The organism is Pseudomonas sp. NUPR-002 (assembly GCF_056322725.1).
The window spans coordinates 4,469,391-4,488,998 of sequence record NZ_CM150476.1 but is presented as its reverse complement, the minus strand read 5'-3'; the positions used below and the strand labels follow the sequence as shown (position 1 = coordinate 4,488,998).

At 61.9% G+C, this 19,608-nt stretch carries 18 protein-coding genes; 5 read left to right on the top strand and 13 right to left on the bottom strand.

The window, feature by feature from the left end:
* Window positions 1-16 precede the first annotated feature (16 nt).
* From ACVWSC_RS20500 to ACVWSC_RS20490, 3 genes are all read left to right on the top strand, one after another.
* Window positions 17-958 (top strand): DMT family transporter, encoded by a 942-nt coding sequence (locus ACVWSC_RS20500; protein ID WP_442108918.1) that lies wholly within the window; start codon window positions 17-19, stop codon window positions 956-958.
* Window positions 959-1,003: 45 nt separating this feature from the next.
* Entirely contained in the window at window positions 1,004-1,342 is a 339-nt protein-coding gene (locus ACVWSC_RS20495) for an FKBP-type peptidyl-prolyl cis-trans isomerase (protein ID WP_442108917.1), read from the top strand.
* A 212-nt stretch (window positions 1,343-1,554) separates the two neighbouring features.
* Entirely contained in the window at window positions 1,555-2,217 is a 663-nt protein-coding gene (locus ACVWSC_RS20490) for a histidine phosphatase family protein (protein ID WP_442108916.1), read from the top strand.
* A gap of 126 nt (window positions 2,218-2,343) precedes the next feature.
* On the opposite strand, the gene ACVWSC_RS20485 is transcribed toward ACVWSC_RS20490, so the two are convergent.
* Entirely contained in the window at window positions 2,344-2,781 is a 438-nt protein-coding gene (locus ACVWSC_RS20485; RefSeq protein WP_442108915.1) for an Lrp/AsnC family transcriptional regulator, read from the bottom strand.
* Between the two features lie 130 nt (window positions 2,782-2,911).
* Between ACVWSC_RS20485 and ACVWSC_RS20480 the strand changes: the two genes are divergently transcribed.
* Window positions 2,912-3,817, top strand: a complete 906-nt coding sequence (locus tag ACVWSC_RS20480) for a DMT family transporter (protein WP_442108914.1) — start codon at window positions 2,912-2,914, stop codon at window positions 3,815-3,817.
* Here the strand turns inward: ACVWSC_RS20480 and ACVWSC_RS20475 are convergent.
* Window positions 3,804-4,496 (bottom strand): alpha/beta hydrolase, encoded by a 693-nt coding sequence (locus tag ACVWSC_RS20475; RefSeq protein WP_442108913.1) that lies wholly within the window; start codon window positions 4,494-4,496, stop codon window positions 3,804-3,806. The two genes, ACVWSC_RS20480 and ACVWSC_RS20475, sit on opposite strands and share 14 nt — an antisense overlap.
* Window positions 4,497-4,612: 116 nt before the next feature.
* On the opposite strand from ACVWSC_RS20475, the gene ACVWSC_RS20470 reads away from it, so the two are divergent.
* The gene (locus ACVWSC_RS20470; protein ID WP_442108912.1) at window positions 4,613-5,533 is read left to right on the top strand and encodes a class I SAM-dependent methyltransferase; all 921 of its coding nucleotides are present in this window, start codon (window positions 4,613-4,615) and stop codon (window positions 5,531-5,533) included.
* A 70-nt stretch (window positions 5,534-5,603) separates the two neighbouring features.
* Here the strand turns inward: ACVWSC_RS20470 and ACVWSC_RS20465 are convergent, their stop codons facing one another.
* The 11 genes from ACVWSC_RS20465 to hyi form a co-directional block, all read right to left on the bottom strand.
* Window positions 5,604-7,067 carry a PepSY domain-containing protein gene (locus ACVWSC_RS20465; RefSeq protein ID WP_442108911.1) on the bottom strand — a complete coding sequence of 488 codons (1,464 nt, stop codon included), beginning with the start codon at window positions 7,065-7,067 and terminating at the stop codon, window positions 5,604-5,606.
* A gap of 10 nt (window positions 7,068-7,077) precedes the next feature.
* Complete coding sequence (locus ACVWSC_RS20460) at window positions 7,078-9,246, bottom strand: TonB-dependent receptor (RefSeq protein ID WP_442108910.1); 2,169 nt, start codon at window positions 9,244-9,246, stop codon at window positions 7,078-7,080.
* 99 nt (window positions 9,247-9,345) lie between these two features.
* The gene (locus tag ACVWSC_RS20455) at window positions 9,346-9,732 is read right to left on the bottom strand and encodes a DUF2946 domain-containing protein (RefSeq protein ID WP_442108909.1); all 387 of its coding nucleotides are present in this window, start codon (window positions 9,730-9,732) and stop codon (window positions 9,346-9,348) included.
* 43 nt (window positions 9,733-9,775) lie between these two features.
* Window positions 9,776-11,815, bottom strand: coding sequence for a mechanosensitive ion channel family protein (locus ACVWSC_RS20450; RefSeq protein WP_442108908.1), 2,040 nt, complete (start codon window positions 11,813-11,815; stop codon window positions 9,776-9,778).
* A 120-nt stretch (window positions 11,816-11,935) separates the two neighbouring features.
* A complete protein-coding gene (locus ACVWSC_RS20445; protein ID WP_442108907.1) occupies window positions 11,936-12,937 on the bottom strand; it encodes a sulfate ABC transporter substrate-binding protein in 1,002 nt (333 codons plus the stop codon).
* A 93-nt stretch (window positions 12,938-13,030) separates the two neighbouring features.
* The gene (locus ACVWSC_RS20440; RefSeq protein WP_442108906.1) at window positions 13,031-13,855 is read right to left on the bottom strand and encodes an ion transporter; all 825 of its coding nucleotides are present in this window, start codon (window positions 13,853-13,855) and stop codon (window positions 13,031-13,033) included.
* A gap of 44 nt (window positions 13,856-13,899) precedes the next feature.
* The gene (locus tag ACVWSC_RS20435; RefSeq protein WP_442108905.1) at window positions 13,900-14,787 is read right to left on the bottom strand and encodes an urea transporter; all 888 of its coding nucleotides are present in this window, start codon (window positions 14,785-14,787) and stop codon (window positions 13,900-13,902) included.
* Between the two features lie 153 nt (window positions 14,788-14,940).
* On the bottom strand, window positions 14,941-16,356 hold the full coding sequence (gene pyk, locus ACVWSC_RS20430) for a pyruvate kinase (protein WP_442108904.1): 1,416 nt from the start codon (window positions 16,354-16,356) through the stop codon (window positions 14,941-14,943).
* On the bottom strand, window positions 16,353-17,627 hold the full coding sequence (locus ACVWSC_RS20425; protein WP_442108903.1) for a glycerate kinase type-2 family protein: 1,275 nt from the start codon (window positions 17,625-17,627) through the stop codon (window positions 16,353-16,355). Before ACVWSC_RS20425 ends, pyk begins: the two co-directional genes overlap by 4 nt.
* Before the next feature lie 182 nt (window positions 17,628-17,809).
* Window positions 17,810-18,703, bottom strand: coding sequence for a 2-hydroxy-3-oxopropionate reductase (locus ACVWSC_RS20420; protein WP_442108902.1), 894 nt, complete (start codon window positions 18,701-18,703; stop codon window positions 17,810-17,812).
* Between the two features lie 115 nt (window positions 18,704-18,818).
* Entirely contained in the window at window positions 18,819-19,601 is a 783-nt protein-coding gene (gene hyi, locus ACVWSC_RS20415) for a hydroxypyruvate isomerase (RefSeq protein ID WP_442108901.1), read from the bottom strand.
* Window positions 19,602-19,608 lie beyond the last annotated feature (7 nt).

The window sequence follows — 19,608 nt, the reverse complement described above, 5'->3', positions numbered from 1 at the left end:
GAACAGGAGCAGGCACGTGAAACAGGGTGTGGTCTACGCCGCGGTGGCCGGGGCGATGTGGGGGATGGTGCTGATGGTGCCGCAGTTGTTGCCGGAGTTCAGCCCGGTGCTGCTTAGCTGTGCCCGCTTTGTGCTGTTTGGCCTGGTAACCCTGGTGCTGGCACTGCCGATGCGCCAGGCACTGCGCCAGCTGACCCTGGCCGATGTGTGGATGCTGGGGCGATTGGCGCTGGTGGGCAATCTGCTGTATTTCATCTGCCTGGTGGCGGCGATTCAGCGTTTGGGAGTGGCGCCGGCGTCGTTGATTGTCGGCGTTCTGCCACTGACCATCACCCTGTATGGCCGCCATGACAGCGGCGGGGTTGAACTCAAGCAGTTGTTTGCCCCGCTGTTGCTGATCCTTGCTGGCATGCTGTGTATCAACCTGCAGACCTTTGCCCTTGAGCCGGGGGCGCTGGGCGACAAACTCGCGGGTGTACTGTATGCCCTGGCGGCCCTGGGCTGCTGGACCTGGTATGCAGTGAACAACAGCCGTTACCTCAAGCAATGCGGGCATTTTGACAGCCACCAGTGGTCGGTACTGTGCGGGGTGATGACCGGGGTGTTCAGCCTGGCGTTGGTGGCGTTCATCGCGTTGTGGCAGCCGGAGCAGTTGCAGGTGCAGGTGTCCACCGAGCGTTGGTGGCTGTTCTGGCTGTACAGCCTGGGTTGCGCCATTTTTGGTTCGTGGCTGGCGGCGCTATTGTGGAATGCGGCCTCCAAGCGCATGCCGCTGACCTTGAGTGGCCAATTGATTGTGTTCGAAACCCTGTTCGCCTTGCTCTATGCCTTTATCTGGCGACAAAGCGCACCGACCTTGCTGGAGGCTGCGGCGATCATTCTGGTGATTGGCGGCGTGTGCTGGTCGATGCGCCAGCACACGCCACAGGCAAGCCTTGCCAAACCCGCGCATTCCTGAGAAAAGGCAGCCTCGAAACACTTTTACGCTTCAACGAGGTCAAGCATGAGCAGCGAACTGCAAATCACCGATATCCAGGTGGGTGAGGGCAAAGAGGCGGTCAAGGGCGCGCTGATTACCACCCAGTACACCGGTTGGCTGGACGACGGAACGAAATTCGACTCCTCCTATGACCGGGGCAAGCCGTTCCAGTGTGTGATCGGTACCGGCAGGGTGATCAAGGGCTGGGACCAGGGCCTGATGGGCATGAAGGTCGGCGGCAAGCGCAAGTTGGTCGTGCCCTCACACCTGGCCTATGGCGAGCGCAGCATGGGGGCGATTACCCCGCATTCGAACCTGACCTTCGAAATCGAACTGCTGGAAGTGCTGACCCGTGATGATTGAGCGGTGCCTGTCTTAATTCGGCAACATCAAGGCGTTAGAGTCACTTCTGCTCAGGGTAGAGCACTCAGGGATCGAACCAAACGGGCTTGGCGCACTCTTAGTTAGCCCGCTCCACGGACGGTACGACAGACAGGGATGACCCGCGGCTTCGGCCGCGGGTGTGTCGGCAAGCGGGTCAGCCATATCCCTTTTTGTCGTATAGAGCCCGCTTGATGAAGTTGTTGACCCTGTTCAAACGCCACCGCCATGCCTGCTGTTCACTGGCGCTGCTCGGCGCTGTCACGTTGCTGGCTGTAGAGGCTGTTGAAAGCCGCGCCGAGCCTGTGGACGGCACCCAGACCCTGGTGTTCCTGCGCCATGCCGAAAAACCCGGTGAAGGCCTGGGGCAGCTCAACTGCCAGGGGCTTAATCGCGCCATCGACCTGGCTACTTTGCTGCCGCAGAAGTTTGGCAAAGCCGACTACGTATTCGCTGCCAACCCGTCCCGGCATGTTGAAGAAGGCAGCAAAGACGACGCCTACAGCTACATCCGCCCACTGATGACCATCAGCCCCAGCGCGATCAAGCTGGGCCTGCCGGTGAACATCGATTTCGGTGCCAACGACACCGCCGCGCTGGCCGATGAGCTGCTGCAGAACAAATACCGCAACGCCACCGTCTATACCGCCTGGTCGCATGGCTACCTGCCTGAGCTGATCAACACCGTGGCGGGCAAAGCCGTGGGTGAGAAACAGGTGATCACCGAGGACTGGGACGGTGGCGATTTTGATTCGCTGTATGTGCTGACCCTGACCTGGCACGACGGCAAGGCCAGCCTGCTCAGCCGTAACTACAAGCAAGGCCTGAACAACGGCGCCCACAGCTGCCCAAGCTGACTGTAGGAGCGGCGGTGCGGCGACCCGACTTGCCCCGCGATAGCGATCTACCTGACACACCGCTATCGCGGGGCAAGCCCGCTCCCACAGGCGGGGTAAGACCTTTGTCCCCTCCAGAGGGCAGGGTTAAGCCATCGGCGGTAGCCGACGTTTGACCGGGGTCTTTTTCACGATCGCGGTGTTGGTTTCAGCATGGCTGTTGAGTTTGTCCAGCAAGGTGTCCAACTGTTCCATCGAGCGCACATGCAGGCGGGCGATGAAGCAGTCATCACCGGTGACTTTGTCGCACTCGGTAAATTCAGGGATCGCCATGATCTGCCGTTCCACTTCGTGCAGTTGCCCCGGCAAGGGCCGTATGCGCACGATGGCCTGCAATTGATAGCCAAAGCAGCGAGGGTCGATTTCCACGGTGTAGCCCTTGAGCACGCCGCGCTCTTCAAGACGCCGCAGCCGCTCACTGACGCTGGGGGCGGAGAGGCCGCTCAGTTGTGCCAAGGCTTTGAGTGAACGGCGCGAATCTTCCATCAACGCCTTTATCAATAATTGGTCGATGTCGTCGGTCATGCTGGCCTCGTTAGGCAAACTGCCACATTAGCCTTGATAGTAAAGGTGTCTTGGCAGTTTAGCCTGTTTAATCCGCTGGAGCGGCGGTGTCCAGGCTCGCATACTTTAGCCATCGTCAAGGAGGTGAGTGATGGACAGTTCAATACGCCGTGGTTCGTTGGAAATGGTCGCTGCGATGCTCATATCGGGGACCATCGGTTGGTTCGTGCTGGTCTCCGGGCAACCGGTGCTGGACGTGGTGTTCTGGCGCTGTGTGTTCGGCGCGGGCACCTTGCTGCTGATTTGCCTGGCCATGGGTTTTCTCAAGCCCGGCATCCTCACCCTGACCACCTTCGCGCTGGCCGTATTCAGTGGTGTGGCGATCGTTGGCAACTGGGTGCTGTTGTTTGCCTCCTATTCACGCGCTTCGATTGCGATTGGCACGGCGGTGTATAACGTCCAGCCGTTCATGCTGGTGGGCCTGGCGGCGCTGTTTCTCGGCGAGAGGATCACCGTGCAGAAGCTGTTCTGGCTGGCGCTGTCGTTCGCCGGGATGCTGGCGATTGTCAGCGCCCATGGCAGCCACAGCGGCAGCGGCACGGACTACTTGCTGGGCATTGCCCTGGCGCTAGGCGCGGCGTTCCTGTACGCAGTGGCAGCATTGATCATCAAGCGCCTGAGCGGTACGCCACCGCACCTGATCGCGCTGATTCAGGTGTGCGCCGGGATCCTGCTGTTGGCGCCTTGGGCCAATACCTCGGGCCTGCCCAGCGACGCCAGCGCGCTGGCCTCGCTGGTGACCCTGGGCATCGTTCACACCGGGGTGATGTATGTACTGCTGTACGGCGCCATCCAGAAACTGCCGACCGCGTTGACCGGGGCTTTGTCGTTCATCTACCCGATCGCGGCGATCGTGGTCGACTGGGTTGCCTTCGGCCACCGCCTGGAACCGCTGCAGTGGTTGGGCGTGGCGGCGATCCTGCTGGCCGCCGCCGGTATGCAGCAAGGCTGGTGGTTCAAGCCTTCGGCCAAAACAGTCGCAGTCAAGTCAGACTGAGGGCAGCACGGTCGATCAGAGCGGCCACTTCGGCCGCCCTGGAGGCCAGCGAGGCATGGCTGGCCTCCAGGCGAAGCACTTCTCTGGGGTTCATGCGTTTCGACATCATTTCCTGATTGGCGGGCGCAATCATCCGGTCATGGCTAGACAGCTGATACCAGCTGGGTTTGTGCTTCCACGCCGGGTTGCTGATGGTGTCGCCAAAGGTGCTGGCCAGCGGCGCTTTCTGGGTCACGCTCATGATCAGGCCTTCGTCCTTGCTCAGGTCCTGGCAGAAGCTTTCATGCAGTTTGTCTGGTTTGATCCATAGGTACCCATCGTCGTCAGGCTGCAAATTGGCGGCTGCTTCAGGCGGGTTCTGCGCGGTAATACTGCCCGGGCTTTCACCATCGTCGGGGGCGAAGGCGGCGATGTAGACCAAACCGACGACATTCGGTTGATTGCCCATCTGGGTAATGACCGCGCCACCATACGAGTGACCAACCAACAGCACGTTATTGTTCACGGCGGCGACCATCTTGCGCGTTCGTTCAGCATCATCGGCCAGCGAGGTCAGCGGCATTTCCACCGCATGCAGGTTTCGGTGGCCCAGGCGTGACAATTCCAGGATGACATGGCTCCAGTGCGCGGCTCCGCCCCAGAAGCCGTGGACCAGAACAATGGTGGGTTTCGCTCTCATGAGGGTGTCCTGCATAGAGGGTGGGAATTGCAGTGTAGATGCTGCAGGCGATTGCTGAAGCAGCAAAGCCGGGCGGTCGGGTTACAATAGTCGGCTTTCCCTGATTGAACCGGCCCATGACTTCTGTAATCGACACCCTTGCCCAGCACCTGCGTGCGTCGCTTGACCCGGCACCCGCCGAAACCCGCCGCCTGTTTCATGGCCGCGGCCGTTGCTGGGCGGGGCTTGAGCAAATCACCGTGGACTGGTTGCAAGGGGTGCTGCTGGTATCGTTGTTTCGCGAGCCTCCAAGCGGCCAGCTCGCTGAGCTGGAGCAGATGCTCCTGGCGCTGGCGCAGGCGTCTTGCTGGAGTGGGCAGGCAATCTTGATTCAGCATCGCTATCTGCCCGACAGCCCCGGGCAGTGGTTGCTCGGCGAGCCCAGCGAGCACTGGTTGATCGATGAAGACGGCTTGCGCTATCAGCTGGATCTGGGCCTGAAGCAGAACACCGGTTTGTTCCTCGACATGCGTTACGGGCGGCGTTGGGTCCGTGAGCAGGCGGCGGGCAAGCGCGTGCTGAACCTGTTCGCCTACACCTGCGGGTTTTCCGTGGCGGCGATTGCCGGGGGGGCCGAGCAGGTGGTCAACCTCGACATGGCACGTTCGGCCTTGAGCCGCGGGCGCGACAACCATCGCCTCAACGGTCACGATCTGGGGCGTGTGAGTTTTCTGGGCCATGAGTTGTTCAAGTCGTGGGGCAAGGTGCGTAAGTCCGGCCCCTATGATCTGATCATTATCGATCCGCCGACTTTCCAGAAGGGCAGCTTCGTGTTGACCCAGGACTACCGCAAAATTCTGCGGCGTTTGCCGGAGTTGTTGACCCTGGGCGGGACGGTGCTGGCCTGTGTCAATGATCCGGCCATCGGCCCGGACTTTCTGATTGAAGGCATGGCTGAAGAAGCGCCGGATCTGGCCTTTGTCGAGCGCCTGGCCAATCCGCCGGAGTTTCCTGACAGCGATCCTGAAGGTGGCCTCAAGGCGCTGGTGTTTCGGTAGGCGCGGGCTTGACCTGCGATCGCGGTGTGTCTGATACATCGCGATCGCGGGGCAAGCCCGCTCCTACAGGTTATTTGCGCAAGCGGCGCCAGCCCAGTACTACAGCGCTGACGCTGAGTACCAAGCCGCCGACACTCAGCCCGATCATCCATGCATCCCACAACGGCCGCCGTTGCAGTAGGGGCAACCAGTCCCAGCTGTGCAGCAGCGAAAACAACCAGCGTGAGACACGTTTGGGCTGATCCAGTGTGCCCAGCACTTCACCGGTGTACAGGTCCAGATGTAGCCAGGTGGCGTTCGGATCATCAAAGCGCACGCGCAACACCGGCAAGCGCTTGTCCAGGTGGCCGAGCATGCTCTGTTCGGCCCTGGCGTAGTAGTAGAAGTCGTAAGCCTGTAACCGCTCGGTGCGCATGTGTCCTTGTGGCCATACGGCCTGCGCGGCGCGCTCCAGCATCTCCTGCGGCAATTGCGTATGCACTTGTCCATCGGCCATCGACAACACGCGGGTGCGGCCGCTGCGGTCATGACCGATGAGATAGCCTTCGCCGCCAATCAGTCGCCATTCCAGCTCCCGTGCATCCAGGCCGCTATCGGCAAACTTCGCCAGCGCTTGCTTCGCGGACAGCGGAAACGCCTGGGCCTGCAGCGGTCCCCCTTGATACGCCGATGTCTCCAGTGGCGCGGCGCTGCTGAATAGCCGCCAGGGGTTCATCGACATCAGGCCACTGAAGATCCAGGTGATCGCCAGCACCCCAAACAGCAAGCCGCCGATGTGGTGCCAGCGGGCAAAGCCGCGATAGGGCGAGCGCGAACCACTGCGGTAGGGCGCCGTGAAGCGCCAGCGCAACACCCCGATCACGGCTCCCAGTACGGCCATGACGGTAGCCGCCAGCGACAGGTAGATCACCAGGTTGCTCCACAGACCATCCAGGCCGATGCCGCGCAGCGGGTACAGCCAGTGCAGCCAGGCGCCGACCAGGTTCCAGCCACGTTCCAGGGCGCTGGCATCACGCACCACCTCGCCGGTTTGCCCGGAGATGTACAACAGCGTGCGTTCGGCGTCGGCCAGTTGCACGCGGTGCAACGGGCGCTCGGCATCCAGGGCGCGGGAATGGCTCCAGAGGTCTTCCTGCACGCTGCCACGGTAGTGCGCGGAAACCATCGGCTGGTACTGGCGGGCAGCCGCCAGCGCCTGATCCTCCCCGATACCGGTCAGGCGCTCACCGCTGCGCGCATCGACGGCCACCGTGCTGCGGCCGGGATAGCTGAACAGGTAGCGTGGCGCCCCGGCTACCGTGGTGAGGCGGATGCTGAGCGGCGCCCGTTCGCTGTTGGCGCTGTGCAAGGCGGTGCCGAGGTCGATGCAGCAGTCCTGCAGATCGAGTGCAGGCAGGTGCGCCAGGTGTTCACGGGGTGTCAGCTTGGGATAGCCGACATACAGCATGACCACGCCGGAGAAAAACCACAGCGCCATGAACAGGCACAGGCCAATGCCCAGCCAGCGGTGCCACAAGTACAGGTAGCGTTTCATCAAAGGTGTCCTAGAAGCGCGTCTGCACAGCCAGCTCCAGGGTGCGCGGCGCGCCGAGGTAGAGCATGCTGGCGCTGGTCCAGCGGGCGTATACCTCGTCGGTCAGGTTGCGCACCCGGGCGCTGATGGTGGTGTCGCGATCCACCTTGTAGCCGGCAAACGCGCCGAACACCGTGTAGGACGGCGCATGGCGGGTGTTGGCGGCATCGGCATACACCGACGACACGTAACGGCTGTCGGCGCCCACCTGCCAGTTGGGGTCGATGTCGTAGGTCAGCCAGAAATTAGCCACCCGTTCCGGGATGTTGGTGGGTGTGTTGCCCTTGCGCGAGACGCTGGTGCCGCCGACGTTTTCGTTGAATTCGTCGTACTGGGCATCGACGTAGGCGAAGTTACCTTCGGCCAGCAGTTGCGGGGTGACGCGCAGTGATGCCGCCAGCTCCACGCCGTGTGACGATTGTTTGCCCACCGGCTGGGTGAAGCCGGGGTTGTTCGGGTCGGCGGTGGCCAGGTTTTTCCGTTCGATATGGTAAGCCGCCACGGTGGCGGCGCCGCGACCGTCAAGGAAGCTGAACTTGCTGCCCACCTCGACCTGTTTGCCAGTGCTCAGGTCAAAGTCGCGCAGCTGGGCAAAGGTGGCGGTGGTGAGGATACCGGCGGGCGGATCGGCGGCGGTGCTGTACTGCACGTAGACGTTGGCCGCTGGGGTGAGCTCGTAAACCAGACCGATACGCCCGGTGGTGGGCTCGTAGTTGCGTTTGAAGTCCAGTGGGTTGTTGGCGTTGACCGCCCGGTAGTTGTGCACCTGCAGGTCGATGTGGTCGTAGCGCAGGCCACTCAGCAGCGACAGGCGCTCGGTCAGTTGCAGGCGGTTCTCCACGAACGCCGCCCAGGTATCGACGGTGTTCTGACGGTTTTTCTGGTAGCCCGGCACCATGCCATCGAGGTCGTAGAAGTGCCCGGGGTCGAAGTTTGCCGGGTCAACGCTGCCGAACGGCCCACTGACCGAGCGCGGGTAGTTCATCTGCACGTTGTGGCTGTAGTCCAGGCCGCTCGACCATTGGCTGTTCATCCCAAAGAGTGTGCCTTGATGCAGCAGTTCCAGGCGGTTGCCGTTGAGCTCCTGATCATGGCGCTGCAACAGTGCGTTGGAGCGGATGACCTGGCTGTTGTCGGCGTTGTAGGTGTAGGTTTCGAGGTTACGGAAGTTACGCTCGGTGTTGTAGTGGTAGAGGGTGTTGCGCAGCGAGGTGTCGCTGTTGAAGCGGTACTCGGTGATCGAACGCAGCCAGCGTACGCGTTGCTCGTAGCGACCATCTTCGACGTTGTAGTTTTCAAAGCGCCGGCTCTCGTCGACCTTCATTTCGCCGCCCAGCGGGTTGAGCACCGGGCTGCCCCAGTACGGGCTGTCGACGCTTTCGTTCTGGTATTCCAGGGCCAGGGTATGCGACAGCTGGTCGTTGATGTCGGTCAGCAGCGAGAAGGCCACACTCCAGGCATCGCGCTCTTCACGGTCGACGTAACCATTGCTGTGGGTGTGGCTGAAGTCCAGGCGCGCGTAGTTGCGTATGCCATCGCCGTCGTTGAGGGCGTGATTGAAGCCAAACGAGGTTTCGCTGCTGTCGTAAGAGCCGTACTTGATGCGGCCTTCGTTGAAGCTTTCGTCGCGGCTGGCCAGCTTGGTGATGTAGTTGATCGAGCCCCCCACTGCACCGGCGCCGAACAGAAAGCTCGAAGGCCCGCCGATGGCTTCGACGCGGTCGTAGATCCAGCTGTCTACCGGCCGTGCGGCAATCGCGTCGTACTGCACGCTGATGCCGTTGAACAACTGGGTGATCTGCGCACCGGAGAAGCCACGGTAGGCCACCGAACCTGCCGAACCGGGCGGTGAGGCGGCGGTCATGCCGGGCACGCCGTTGAGCATGTCCTGGGTGGTTTGTGCGCCGCGTTGTTCGATCTGCTGGCGGTTGACGACCGTCACCGAAGCGGGGGTTTCCCGTGGGGTCAGGCCGAGGCGTGAACCGGTTTGCGACGGCGTGTCGAGCAGCACGCCTTCGTCGCTTTCTGCGCGCTCGCTGATGCGCAGGTCAGGCAGGGTCAACGGCGCTTCGGCCGAGGCTTGAAAGGACAACGCGCACAGCAGCGCCGCGCAACCGGAAAGGCGATAGGTGTAAGGCATCAAAGGTACTCTGGAAATTGAGCCAGCGGCCAGCGACACCTGACGGGCAGGTGCAGCTAAATGGCCGGTTACCGGCAGCCGGACAGGCTGCCGCAGGGATCAAGCCAGAAGCGGGGAGGCGCGGGGGTTGGCAGCGGGCCAGCAATAGCGTGGCGGGGCCTTGCTGCGCAGTTCGCGGTGATAACGCCGAGTGCGGGTGGCAGCCAGCAGCCAGCCGATGACCAGCGCCAGGCCCAGGCACACCACGGCAGCGGCGCACACCGGGCAGGTTTGCATGCTGTCCCAGCCGGAGACGGACTGGTCGCTGAAATCACTTTTCAGCGTCGGCCCGGCGCTGCCCATCGCCGAGCAGTAGGCACCGCCGACACCGTTGAGCTGCAGGCCCATCATCTGCCCATGACCGATACCGCAGGCGAACAGATTGAACAGGACACAGAAATACAGAGTCCAGGCAATCAGCGGGCGGTTGGCGGGGGATGGGTTCATGGACGCGACTCTATCATTGATGGCCAAAGGCTAGAAAGGCATATCAGGCGTGTCCGTCAGGCAAACGTGCGGGCGGTGGGTTGTACTGGGCGAAGCTGACATCATCGGTTTGGTCCACGCGCTTCTTCAGGCGTTCATTGAAGGCCCGGTTGACCGCGTACTGCCCGCCAGAGGTGGTGCGAAACTGCGCGGTGAGGGTGATGCCGTTGAGGTTCATGCTATCGACGCCAAACACCTGCAGAGGGCCTTGCAGGCTGTGGCGCAGCATCGGGTCTTCACTGATCGAGTGGCCGACTTCACGGATCAGGCGCAAGGCACTGTCAACGTCGGTTTCATAGCTGAACTGCACGGAAAAGAACGCGTAGGCGAACTGTCTCGACTGGTTGGTGACGGCCTTGATCTGGCCGAACGGCACCGAGTGCACGAAGCCTTTGCCGTCACGCAGGCGCAGGGTGCGGATGGTCAGGCTTTCGACCGTGCCGGCGTGACCGGAGTCGAGCACGACCCAATCGCCGATGGCAATGGTGTCTTCGATGAGGATGAACAGCCCGGTAATAACATCTTGCACCAGTTGCTGGGAGCCGAAGCCGATGGCCAGGCCAACCACCCCGGCACCGGCCAGGAACGGCGCGACGTTGATACCCAGGTTGGCCATGGTGGTGATGGTGCAGATCACCACCAGCACGATTTTTATCGCGTTACGCAGCATCGGCAGGATGGTGCGCACCCGCGTGCTGGGCTGGCGGGCGGCGCGGCGCCCGACCGTGGGCTTGAGTGCTTCCTGAATGGCGGTGTCGATCACCACCCACAGCAGCCAGGTGACCAGCAGGATCAGGCCGATGCTGCTCAACGAGTCGCTGATGGCCCGGCCGAGGCTGTTGCGCAGGGCGAAATCGAGCACGGAAAAACCCCAGATGCGCCCCAGCAGTTCAATGAAAATCACCGCAATGGCGATGCGCAGCAGGGCGTGGGCGAGGTTGCGCAACAACTCCTTGTAGGGGCGCAGGCGGGCCCTGGCATCCTCTTCGTTCTGGTGCTTGAACATGCGTTGCAGCACGGTACTGATAAACACCGTGCCGATCAGCAGTATCGAAGTCAGCAAGGCCTTTTGCAGTGCGCGCTGACTCTCTTCACCGGCGCCGATCAGGTTCACCGCCGAGACTAGGATCATCATCAGGATCGGCAGAAACCACAGCACCGAGAATATCCGCAGGGTTTCTTGCAAGGCATGGTGTTGCAAGCGGTCGTGCAGGGCACGGTTACGGATCAGGTGCGCCACTGGCCGGCGCAGTTTGAGCACCAACGCGGCAAACGCCAGGGTGGCCAGCAGGCCAGTCACGGCAGCGACGCTGGTGGTGATATTGCCACCCAGAAAGCGGGCGATTTGCGGGCTGGTCAGGGCATCGCTCCAGGCTGCCAGAAAGCCGATCAGAAACAATGGGCGTGGCGCCACCTGGCGAATGATGCGTACCGCCGTGCGCTTGTGCCCGGCGTCGAACAGGGTGATCAAGCAGAGAATGATCGAGGTGGAAAAAATGCCGCTGCTGGTGGCGTAGGCCAGGCTCATGCCCAGCGCGCGACCTGCCGAGAACGCAAGGAAATGGCTGACGTAGAGGGTGACGATCAGGCTCAGCAGCGCCGGCAGAGTGTAAGACAGCAGGTATTTGATCACCTGCTGTGGCCGTGCGCGCTCGCGCAGCAGACGCGCGCGGTTGCAGGTGCGTGCCAGCAGACGGCCGAGGTTGGTGAGGGCGGCGAAAGCCAGCAGCCAGGTGATGGTCAGCAGGGCGAAATCGCGCCACAGTTCCAGAGGGCTGAGCCCGGAATGGTGGGTGACCAGCTCATCGACCTCGTCGGCGGCGCGGTTAGCGCGCAGGCGCCAGTTGTCGACCAGGTGATTATCGACATTCAGTTCTTCACTGACATTGTCCAGGCCATCGGCAATTGCGCCGAGCAGACCGCCTTGAACCACGGGTTCTGCCGGTTCGGCTGGTTTGGTGCTGGTGGGCACCAGGCCGGCGGCGCTGGCCAGCTGAAGACTCAGCAGGCAGCCAAGCAGCAGGGCGACGAGGGATCGGGTCACTGGATACTCCTTGAACCGTGGATGACGGAAAGGGTAGCCAATGATCGGGTTAGCGGGGGGAACGATCGCGGGGCAAGCCCGCTCCTACTGGAGCGGGCTTGCCCCGCGATCAGCGACTACTTACTGCCCGGTGTAAATCTGGTCAAACACACCACCGTCGTTGAAGTGAGTCTTCTGCACGGTGCGCCAGTCACCAAAGGTTTTTTCCACCGAGAGGAAATCGACTTTCGGGAAACGGTCGGTGTACTTGGCCAGCACCGCTGGGTCACGTGGACGCAGGTAGTTGTTGGCAGCAATTTCCTGGGCCTCTGGCGACCACAGGTACTTCAGGTAGGCCTCTGCGGTGGCACGGCTGCCTTTTTTGTCGACGACTTTGTCGACCACGCTTACCGGTGGCTCGGCTTCGGCGGAAACCGTCGGGTAGATGACTTCGAACTGATCACGACCGAACTCACGGGCGATCATTTCGGCTTCGTTCTCGAAGGTCACCAGCACATCGCCAATCTGGTTGGTCATGAAGGTGGTGGTGGCGGCGCGGCCACCGGTATCGAGTACCGGCGCTTGCTTGAACAGCTTGCCGACAAATTCCTTGGCCTTGTTTTCATCGCCGCCGTTCTTGAGCACATAGCCCCAGGCCGACAGGTAGGTGTAGCGGCCGTTACCGGAGGTTTTCGGGTTCGGTACGATGACCTGGACGCCGTCTTTGAGCAGATCAGGCCAGTCTTTCAGGGCTTTTGGGTTGCCCTTGCGGACGATGAACACGGTGGCCGAGGTGAACGGTGCGCTGTTGTTCGGCAGGCGCGTAACCCAATTCTCGGGTACCAGTTTGCCGTTGTCGGCCAGGGCGTTGATGTCGGTGGCCATGTTCATGGTAATGACGTCAGCCGGCAGGCCATCGATCACCGAGCGCGCTTGCTTGCTCGAACCGCCAAACGACATCTGTACGGTGATTTTCTCTTTGTGCTCGGCTTCCCAGTGTTTCTGGAAGGCGGCGTTGTAGTCTTTGTAGAAGTCGCGCATCACGTCATAAGAGACGTTCAGCAGCGGGGCAGGGGCGGCCTGGGCCAATGAGCCCAGAGCGAGGCCGGCAGCCAGAAGCGAGGCACTAAAGAGTTTTTTCACTGCGCATTCCTTGTTCGAATTGGCGTTAAAGGCATTATGCCATCGACTATAGCGGTTCGGCCTTAGGCGCTAAAAGATTAAAAAGTACTTTGCTTATTCCATTTTCTTGAATAACGCGTTACCGCAACGTGAGCAGAACGCGGCACCGTGTTCATGGTGACCTTTGCGGCACACCGGGCAGTCGTGTTGGAGCTGTTCACCGCGCATGGCATTGGCCAGTTCTGCGGTGAAGATCCCGGTTGGTACGGCAATGATCGAATAACCGGTGATCATCACCAGTGAGGAAATCACCTGGCCGAGCGGTGTCTTGGGCACGATGTCGCCAAAGCCGACCGTGGTCAGGGTCACGATGGCCCAGTAGATGCCTTTGGGAATGCTGGTGAAACCATGCTCGGGGCCTTCGACTACGTACATCAAGGTGCCGAACACCGTGACCAGGGTCGAGACACTGAGCAGAAACACGATGATTTTCTGCTTGCTGCCCTGCAGTGCCGACAGCAGGTAATGCGCCTGTTTGAGGTAAGGGCTGAGTTTGAGCACGCGAAAGATCCGCAGCATTCGGATTACGCGGATGATCAGCAGGTACTGGGCGTCGCTGTAATACAAGGCAATGATCCCCGGCACGATCGCCAGCAGATCGACCAGGCCGTAGAAGCTGAAGGCATAGCGCAAGGGTTTGGGTGAGCAGTACAGGCGCGTCAGGTACTCGGCCAGAAAGATCGCGGTAAAGCCCCATTCGATCATGGCCAGCAGGCCGGCGTAGTTCTGGTGAACCTCGTCGATACTGTCGAGCACCACGGTGATCAGGCTGGCGAGAATGATCAGCAACAGGATGCTGTCGAAGCGTCGGCCAGCGACGGTATCGGTTTGAAAAACGATGATGTAGAGCCGCTCGCGCCAGCTCGAAGGGGTGTCCATGCTCAACTCCATTGCACAATGGAGCTGAGCCTAGGGGCAGCGTCTCAGCTATGCAAGCGGCTGGCACGACGGGCCAGGGGCTGGCGGCTCAGGCGCTGGCCGATCAGTACCAGCCAGCAGGCGAGGATGAACGGCGCGGTCAGGCCGGGCACCGGCAACTGCGCGACCACAGGTTGCAGCACGATGGCCAGGAGCATCGCCAGCAGCGGCAGCCAGGGTTGCTTGCGGGTCTGGCTGAAGGCCAATGCTGCCAGGGCGGCGTTGAAACCGTAGAGGCCGGCATACGCGGCGCTGGCTTCACCACCGAGCAGGGCAACGCTGCCGCCCAATGCAGCGCCGAGCAGGGCCCAGGCGGCGGCATAGCGGTTGGCGATCAGCAGGCCGATGGCGATCAGCAGGCCAGCCAGCGGGTTATCCAGCAAAAAGATCTGGCCCAGGCCACGAACCAGGGCATAGAGCGCATTGGGCTCTACGGCCGTGGCGGCGCTGGCGCTCGGTTGGCTGACCAGCAGCACAGCCCAGCCGATCAGCACGAACGGCGCGGTGTAGGCCGGCAGCAACAGGTTGGAGCTGGCGCGTTTGAGCCACTGGTGCACGAGCATGCTGCTCAGGCCACCGGCGGCGATGATCAGCGGCGGCAGGATCGCCGACCAGGGCAGTGCATAGCTGAGCAGCAGGCCGATCAACACACCGTTGTAACTGTACAGGCCGGCTTGGCGATCGGTGCGGTTGTAGCCGCGACGCTGGGCAGTGAGCAGGCCGGCGAGGGCGCCGAGCAGGGCGCCGCCAACCAGGTCGGGTGCGGTCAGGGTGATGGCCAGCAGGCACAACAGCCCACACAGCGGGCTGCGCTGCAGCAGGACCTGGCTGAAGCCATTGAGCAAGGCCGTGGCCCAGTCGGGGCACGGGTTGACGAAATTCTTGGTGTACATGGGGGCAGTCTGGGTTGATGTGGAGTGGGGCAGCCTCTGTCGGGCCGGGTTTTCCCACGTGGAATTTCGGGTGATTCTATCGCGGGGCAAGCCCGCTCCCACAGGGTTGTTGGAAAACCTGTGGGAGCGGGCTTGCCCCGCGATGTTTTTACATCAAATCAACGTCTCGATCCGCAGCGTATTAGTCGATCCCGGCTTGCCAAAAGGCACACCGGCAGTGATCAACAGGGTGTCGCCGCGGCTGGCCATGCCTTGTGCCTGGGCAATTTCCAGCGCCGTCGAGCAGATTTCATCGACCTGACGCAGGCGATCATTAACCACCGAGTGCACGCCCCAGGCGACGCTCAGGCGACGCGCGGTGGCCAGGTTCGGGGTCAGGTTGAGGATCGGCGCCCGTGGCCGTTCGCGGGCCGCACGCAGGGTAGAAGCACCCGACTCGCTGTAATTGACCAGCACCGCCACCGGCAGAATGCCGCTGATTCGACGGATCGCACAGCTGATCGCATCCGACACCGTGGCTTCGGCTTTTGGCCGGCCAACGTCCAGTTGTGCCTGGTAGTCCGGGCCATTCTCGACCTGACGGATGATCTTGCTCATCATCTGCACGGCTTCGAGCGGGTAATCACCCGAGGCGGTTTCCGCCGAGAGCATCACTGCATCGGCGCCTTCAGCCACGGCATTGGCCACGTCGGTGACTTCAGCGCGGGTAGGGGCGGGGGAGAAGCGCATCGATTCGAGCATCTGCGTGGCAACCACCACCGGTTTGCCCAACTCGCGGCAGGTATTGATGATGCTCTTCTGGATCTGCGGCACGCTCTCGGCCGGCACTTCCACACCGAGGTCACCACGGGCCACCATGATCGCGTCGCTCAATTCGGCGATGGCGCGCAGTTGGGTGACTGCCGAAGGCTTCTCGATCTTGGCCATCAGGTAGGCGCGATCGCCGATCAGTTGACGTGCTTCAACGATATCTTCCGGGCGCTGAACGAACGACAGGGCAACCCAGTCGACCCCCAGTTCCAGGCCGAAGGTCAGGTCGCGGCGGTCCTTGGCGGTCAGCGGGCTGAGGTCGAGCACCGCTTGCGGGACGTTGACGCCCTTGCGGTCAGACAGCTCGCCGCCGTTGAGCACTTCAGTCTCGATCGCATCGCTGTGCTTGGCGGTAACGCGCAGGCGCAGCTTGCCGTCATCGAGCAGCAAATCCATGCCGGGTTCCAGCGCAGCGATGATTTCCGGGTGCGGCAGGTTGACCCGCTCGGCGGTGCCGGGGGTGCTGTCCAGGTCCAGGCGCAGGGCCTGACCGCGTTGCAGTTGCACCTTGCCTTCAGCGAAACGGCCAACACGCAGTTTCGGCCCTTGCAGGTCCATGAGGATGCCCAGCGGATAGTTCAGCTGGCTCTCTACTTCACGAATCCACTGGTAGCGCAGGGCGTGGTCCTGGTGTTCGCCGTGGCTGAAGTTGAGGCGAAAGATGTTGACGCCAGACTCGACCAGTTGGCGGATGTCGTCGATGCCGTTGATGGCAGGGCCCAGGGTCGCGAGGATTTTGACTTTTTTATCAGGCGTCATGGTTTGGCACTCTCAAGGATCAGAATGGCGCGGAAGTCGTTGACGTTGGTGCGCGTTGGCTCAGTAACGATCAAGGCATCGAGCGCGGCGAAATAGCCGTAGCCATTGTTGTTGTCCAGTTCATCGCTGGCCGATAGGCCCAGGGCCTCGGCGCGGGCATAGCTGTCTGGGGTCATCAGCGCGCCAGCGTTGTCTTCCGAGCCGTCGATGCCATCGGTGTCACCGGCCAGGGCGTATACGCCCGGCAGGCCCTTGAGGCTTTCGGTCAGGCTCAGCAGGAACTCGGCGTTGCGCCCGCCACGGCCATTGCCGCGTACGGTGACCGTGGTTTCCCCGCCGGACAGAATCACGCAGGGCGGCGACAGTGGCTGACCGTGCAGGACGATCTGGCGGGTGATACCGGCATGGACTTTCGCCACTTCCCGCGACTCGCCTTCCAGGTCGCCGAGAATCAGCGGGCTGAAGCCGGCCTGGCGGGCTTTGACCGCGGCCGCTTCCAGCGATTGCTGTGGGCGGGCGATCAACTGGAAGTGGCTGCGTGCCAGCGCCGGATCATCGGCCTTGACCGTTTCCGAGGCCGGATTGTTCAGCCAGGCGGTGACGGCTGCAGGCGCTTCGATGTTGTAGCGCTTGAGAATCGCTAGGGCTTCAGCCGAGGTGCTCGGGTCGGCCACGGTCGGGCCCGAGGCGATGACCGTGGCCAGGTCGCCCGGTACATCGGAAATCGCATAGGTGTACACCGTGGCAGGCCAGCAGGCCTTGGCCAAACGGCCACCCTTGATCGCCGAGAGGTGCTTGCGTACGCAGTTCATCTCGCCGATGGTGGCGCCAGACTTGAGCAGCGCCTTGTTGATCTGTTGCTTGTCGGCCAGGGTCAGGCCTTCGGCCGGCAGTGCCAGCAGGGCAGAGCCGCCGCCAGACAGCAGGAAAATTACGCGGTCGTCTTCGCTGAGGTTGCTGACCATCTCCAGCACGCGCTTGGCCACGGCCAGGCCTGCGGCGTCAGGTACCGGGTGGGCGGCTTCGACCACTTCAATCTTCGAGCAACTGGCGCCGTGACCGTAGCGGGTCACCACCAGGCCGGAAACTGGGCCTTGCCAACTGCGTTCAACCACTTCAGCCATGGCCGCTGCGGCTTTACCGGCGCCAATGACGATAACGCGACCGCTGCGGTCGCTGGGCAGGTGTGCTTCAAGCACCTGGCGAGGGTGCGCGGCGTCGATCGCCGTGGCGAACAGCTCGCGCAGAAAGTGTTGCGGATCGAGCGACATGTCAGGCTCCAATCTTATTATTCTGCAGAATCGAAAACGCCCCTGGATCTGCCTCCGTGCAGGCCGACCCAGAGGCGGGTGGTGCTCTTTGTAGCGGCAAGCTTCAAGTTTTGAGCTTCAAGACCAGGTAGATCGATGCGCGATCTGCTTGTTCTTAGCGCTCGAAACGTGCCGCGTGCGGCTTACTCGTCCCCGCGGATCGAGAAGTTGGCCATGTGTTCCAGGCCTTTGATCAGTGCCGAGTGGTCCCAGTTGGCGCCACCGATGGCCGCGCAGGTGCTGAACACTTGCTGGGCGTTGGCGGTGTTGGGCAGGTTGATGTTCAGTTCCTTGGCGCCTTGCAGGGCCAGGTTCAGGTCTTTCTGGTGCAGGCTGATGCGGAAGCCTGGATCGAAGGTGCCTTTGATCATGCGCTCGCCGTGCACTTCGAGGATCTTCGAGGAGGCGAAGCCGCCCATCAGTGCTTCACGCACCTTGGCAGGATCAGCGCCGTTCTTGGCGGCGAACAGCAGGGCTTCGGCAACTGCCTGAATGTTCAGGGCAACGATGATCTGGTTGGCAACCTTGGCGGTCTGGCCGTCGCCGTTACCACCGACGCGGGTGATGTTCTTGCCCATGGCCTGGAACAGCGGCAGTGCGCGTTCGAACGCTTTCGGGCAACCACCGACCATGATGCTCAGGGTTGCGGCTTTGGCGCCGACTTCACCGCCCGATACCGGGGCGTCCAGGTAGGCGGCGCCGGTGGCTTTGATTTTCTCGGCGAAGGCTTTGGTCGCGGTTGGCGAAATCGAGCTCATGTCGATGACGACTTTGTTCGGGCCAACGCCTTCGGCAACGCCGTTCTGGCCGAACAGCACGCTTTCAACCTGTGGGGTGTCGGGCACCATGACGATGATGAACTCAGCTTCCTGGGCCACTTCTTTCGGGTTGGCCAGGGCCACGCCACCGGCAGCGATCAGGTCGGCGGGTGCTGCGTCGTGATGGGTGGAGACAAACAGGCTGTGACCTGCTTTCTGCAGGTTCGAGGCCATTGGGAGGCCCATGATGCCAGTGCCGATAAATCCGATTTTAGCCATGAGAATTGCCTCTTGTAATTGTTTGATGGGGTGACCTGTAGGAGCGGGCTTGCCCCGCGATAGCGGTGTTGAAGTCACTATCGCATCGCGGGGCAAGCCCGCTCCTACCGAGAATTCAGATTGCGTTGTGGCTTTTCAACCAGCCCAGGCCTGCTTCGGTGGTGGTCAGCGGCTTGTATTCACAGCCCACCCAGCCCTGGTAACCGATGCGGTCCAGGTGTTCGAAGAGGAAGCGGTAGTTGATTTCACCGGTACCCGGCTCGTTGCGGCCCGGGTTGTCGGCCAGCTGGATGTGGTTGATCTTGGCCAGGTTGCCTTCCATGGTGCGGGCCAGGTCGCCCTCCATGATTTGCATGTGGTAGATGTCGTATTGCAGGAACAGGTTGTCGCTGCCCACTTCGGCCTGAATGTCCAGGGCTTGCTGGGTGGTGTTCAGGTAGAAGCCCGGGATGTCACGGGTGTTGATCATTTCCATGACCAGCTTGATCCCGGCAGCCTGCAGCTTGTCGGCGGCGTACTTGAGGTTGTCGACGAAGGTCTTGCGCACGGTGGCGCAATCCGGGCCTTGTGGGCGGATACCGGCCAGGCAGTTGACCTGGGTGTTGCCCAGTACCTGAGCGTAGGCAATGGCCAGGTCGACACCGGCGCGGAACTGCTCGACACGGGCCGGATCGCACGCGATGCCGCGATCACCTTTGGCCCAGTCACCGGCTGGCAGGTTGAACAGCACCTGGGTCAGGCCGTGGGCATCGAGCTGCTGCTTGATCTCAGCCGAGCTGAAATCGTACGGGAACAGGTATTCGACACCGCTGAAGCCAGCATCGGCTGCAGCCTTGAAACGGGCGAGGAAGTCCTGCTCGGTGAACAGCATGGACAGGTTAGCGGCAAAGCGTGGCATGGTTGTC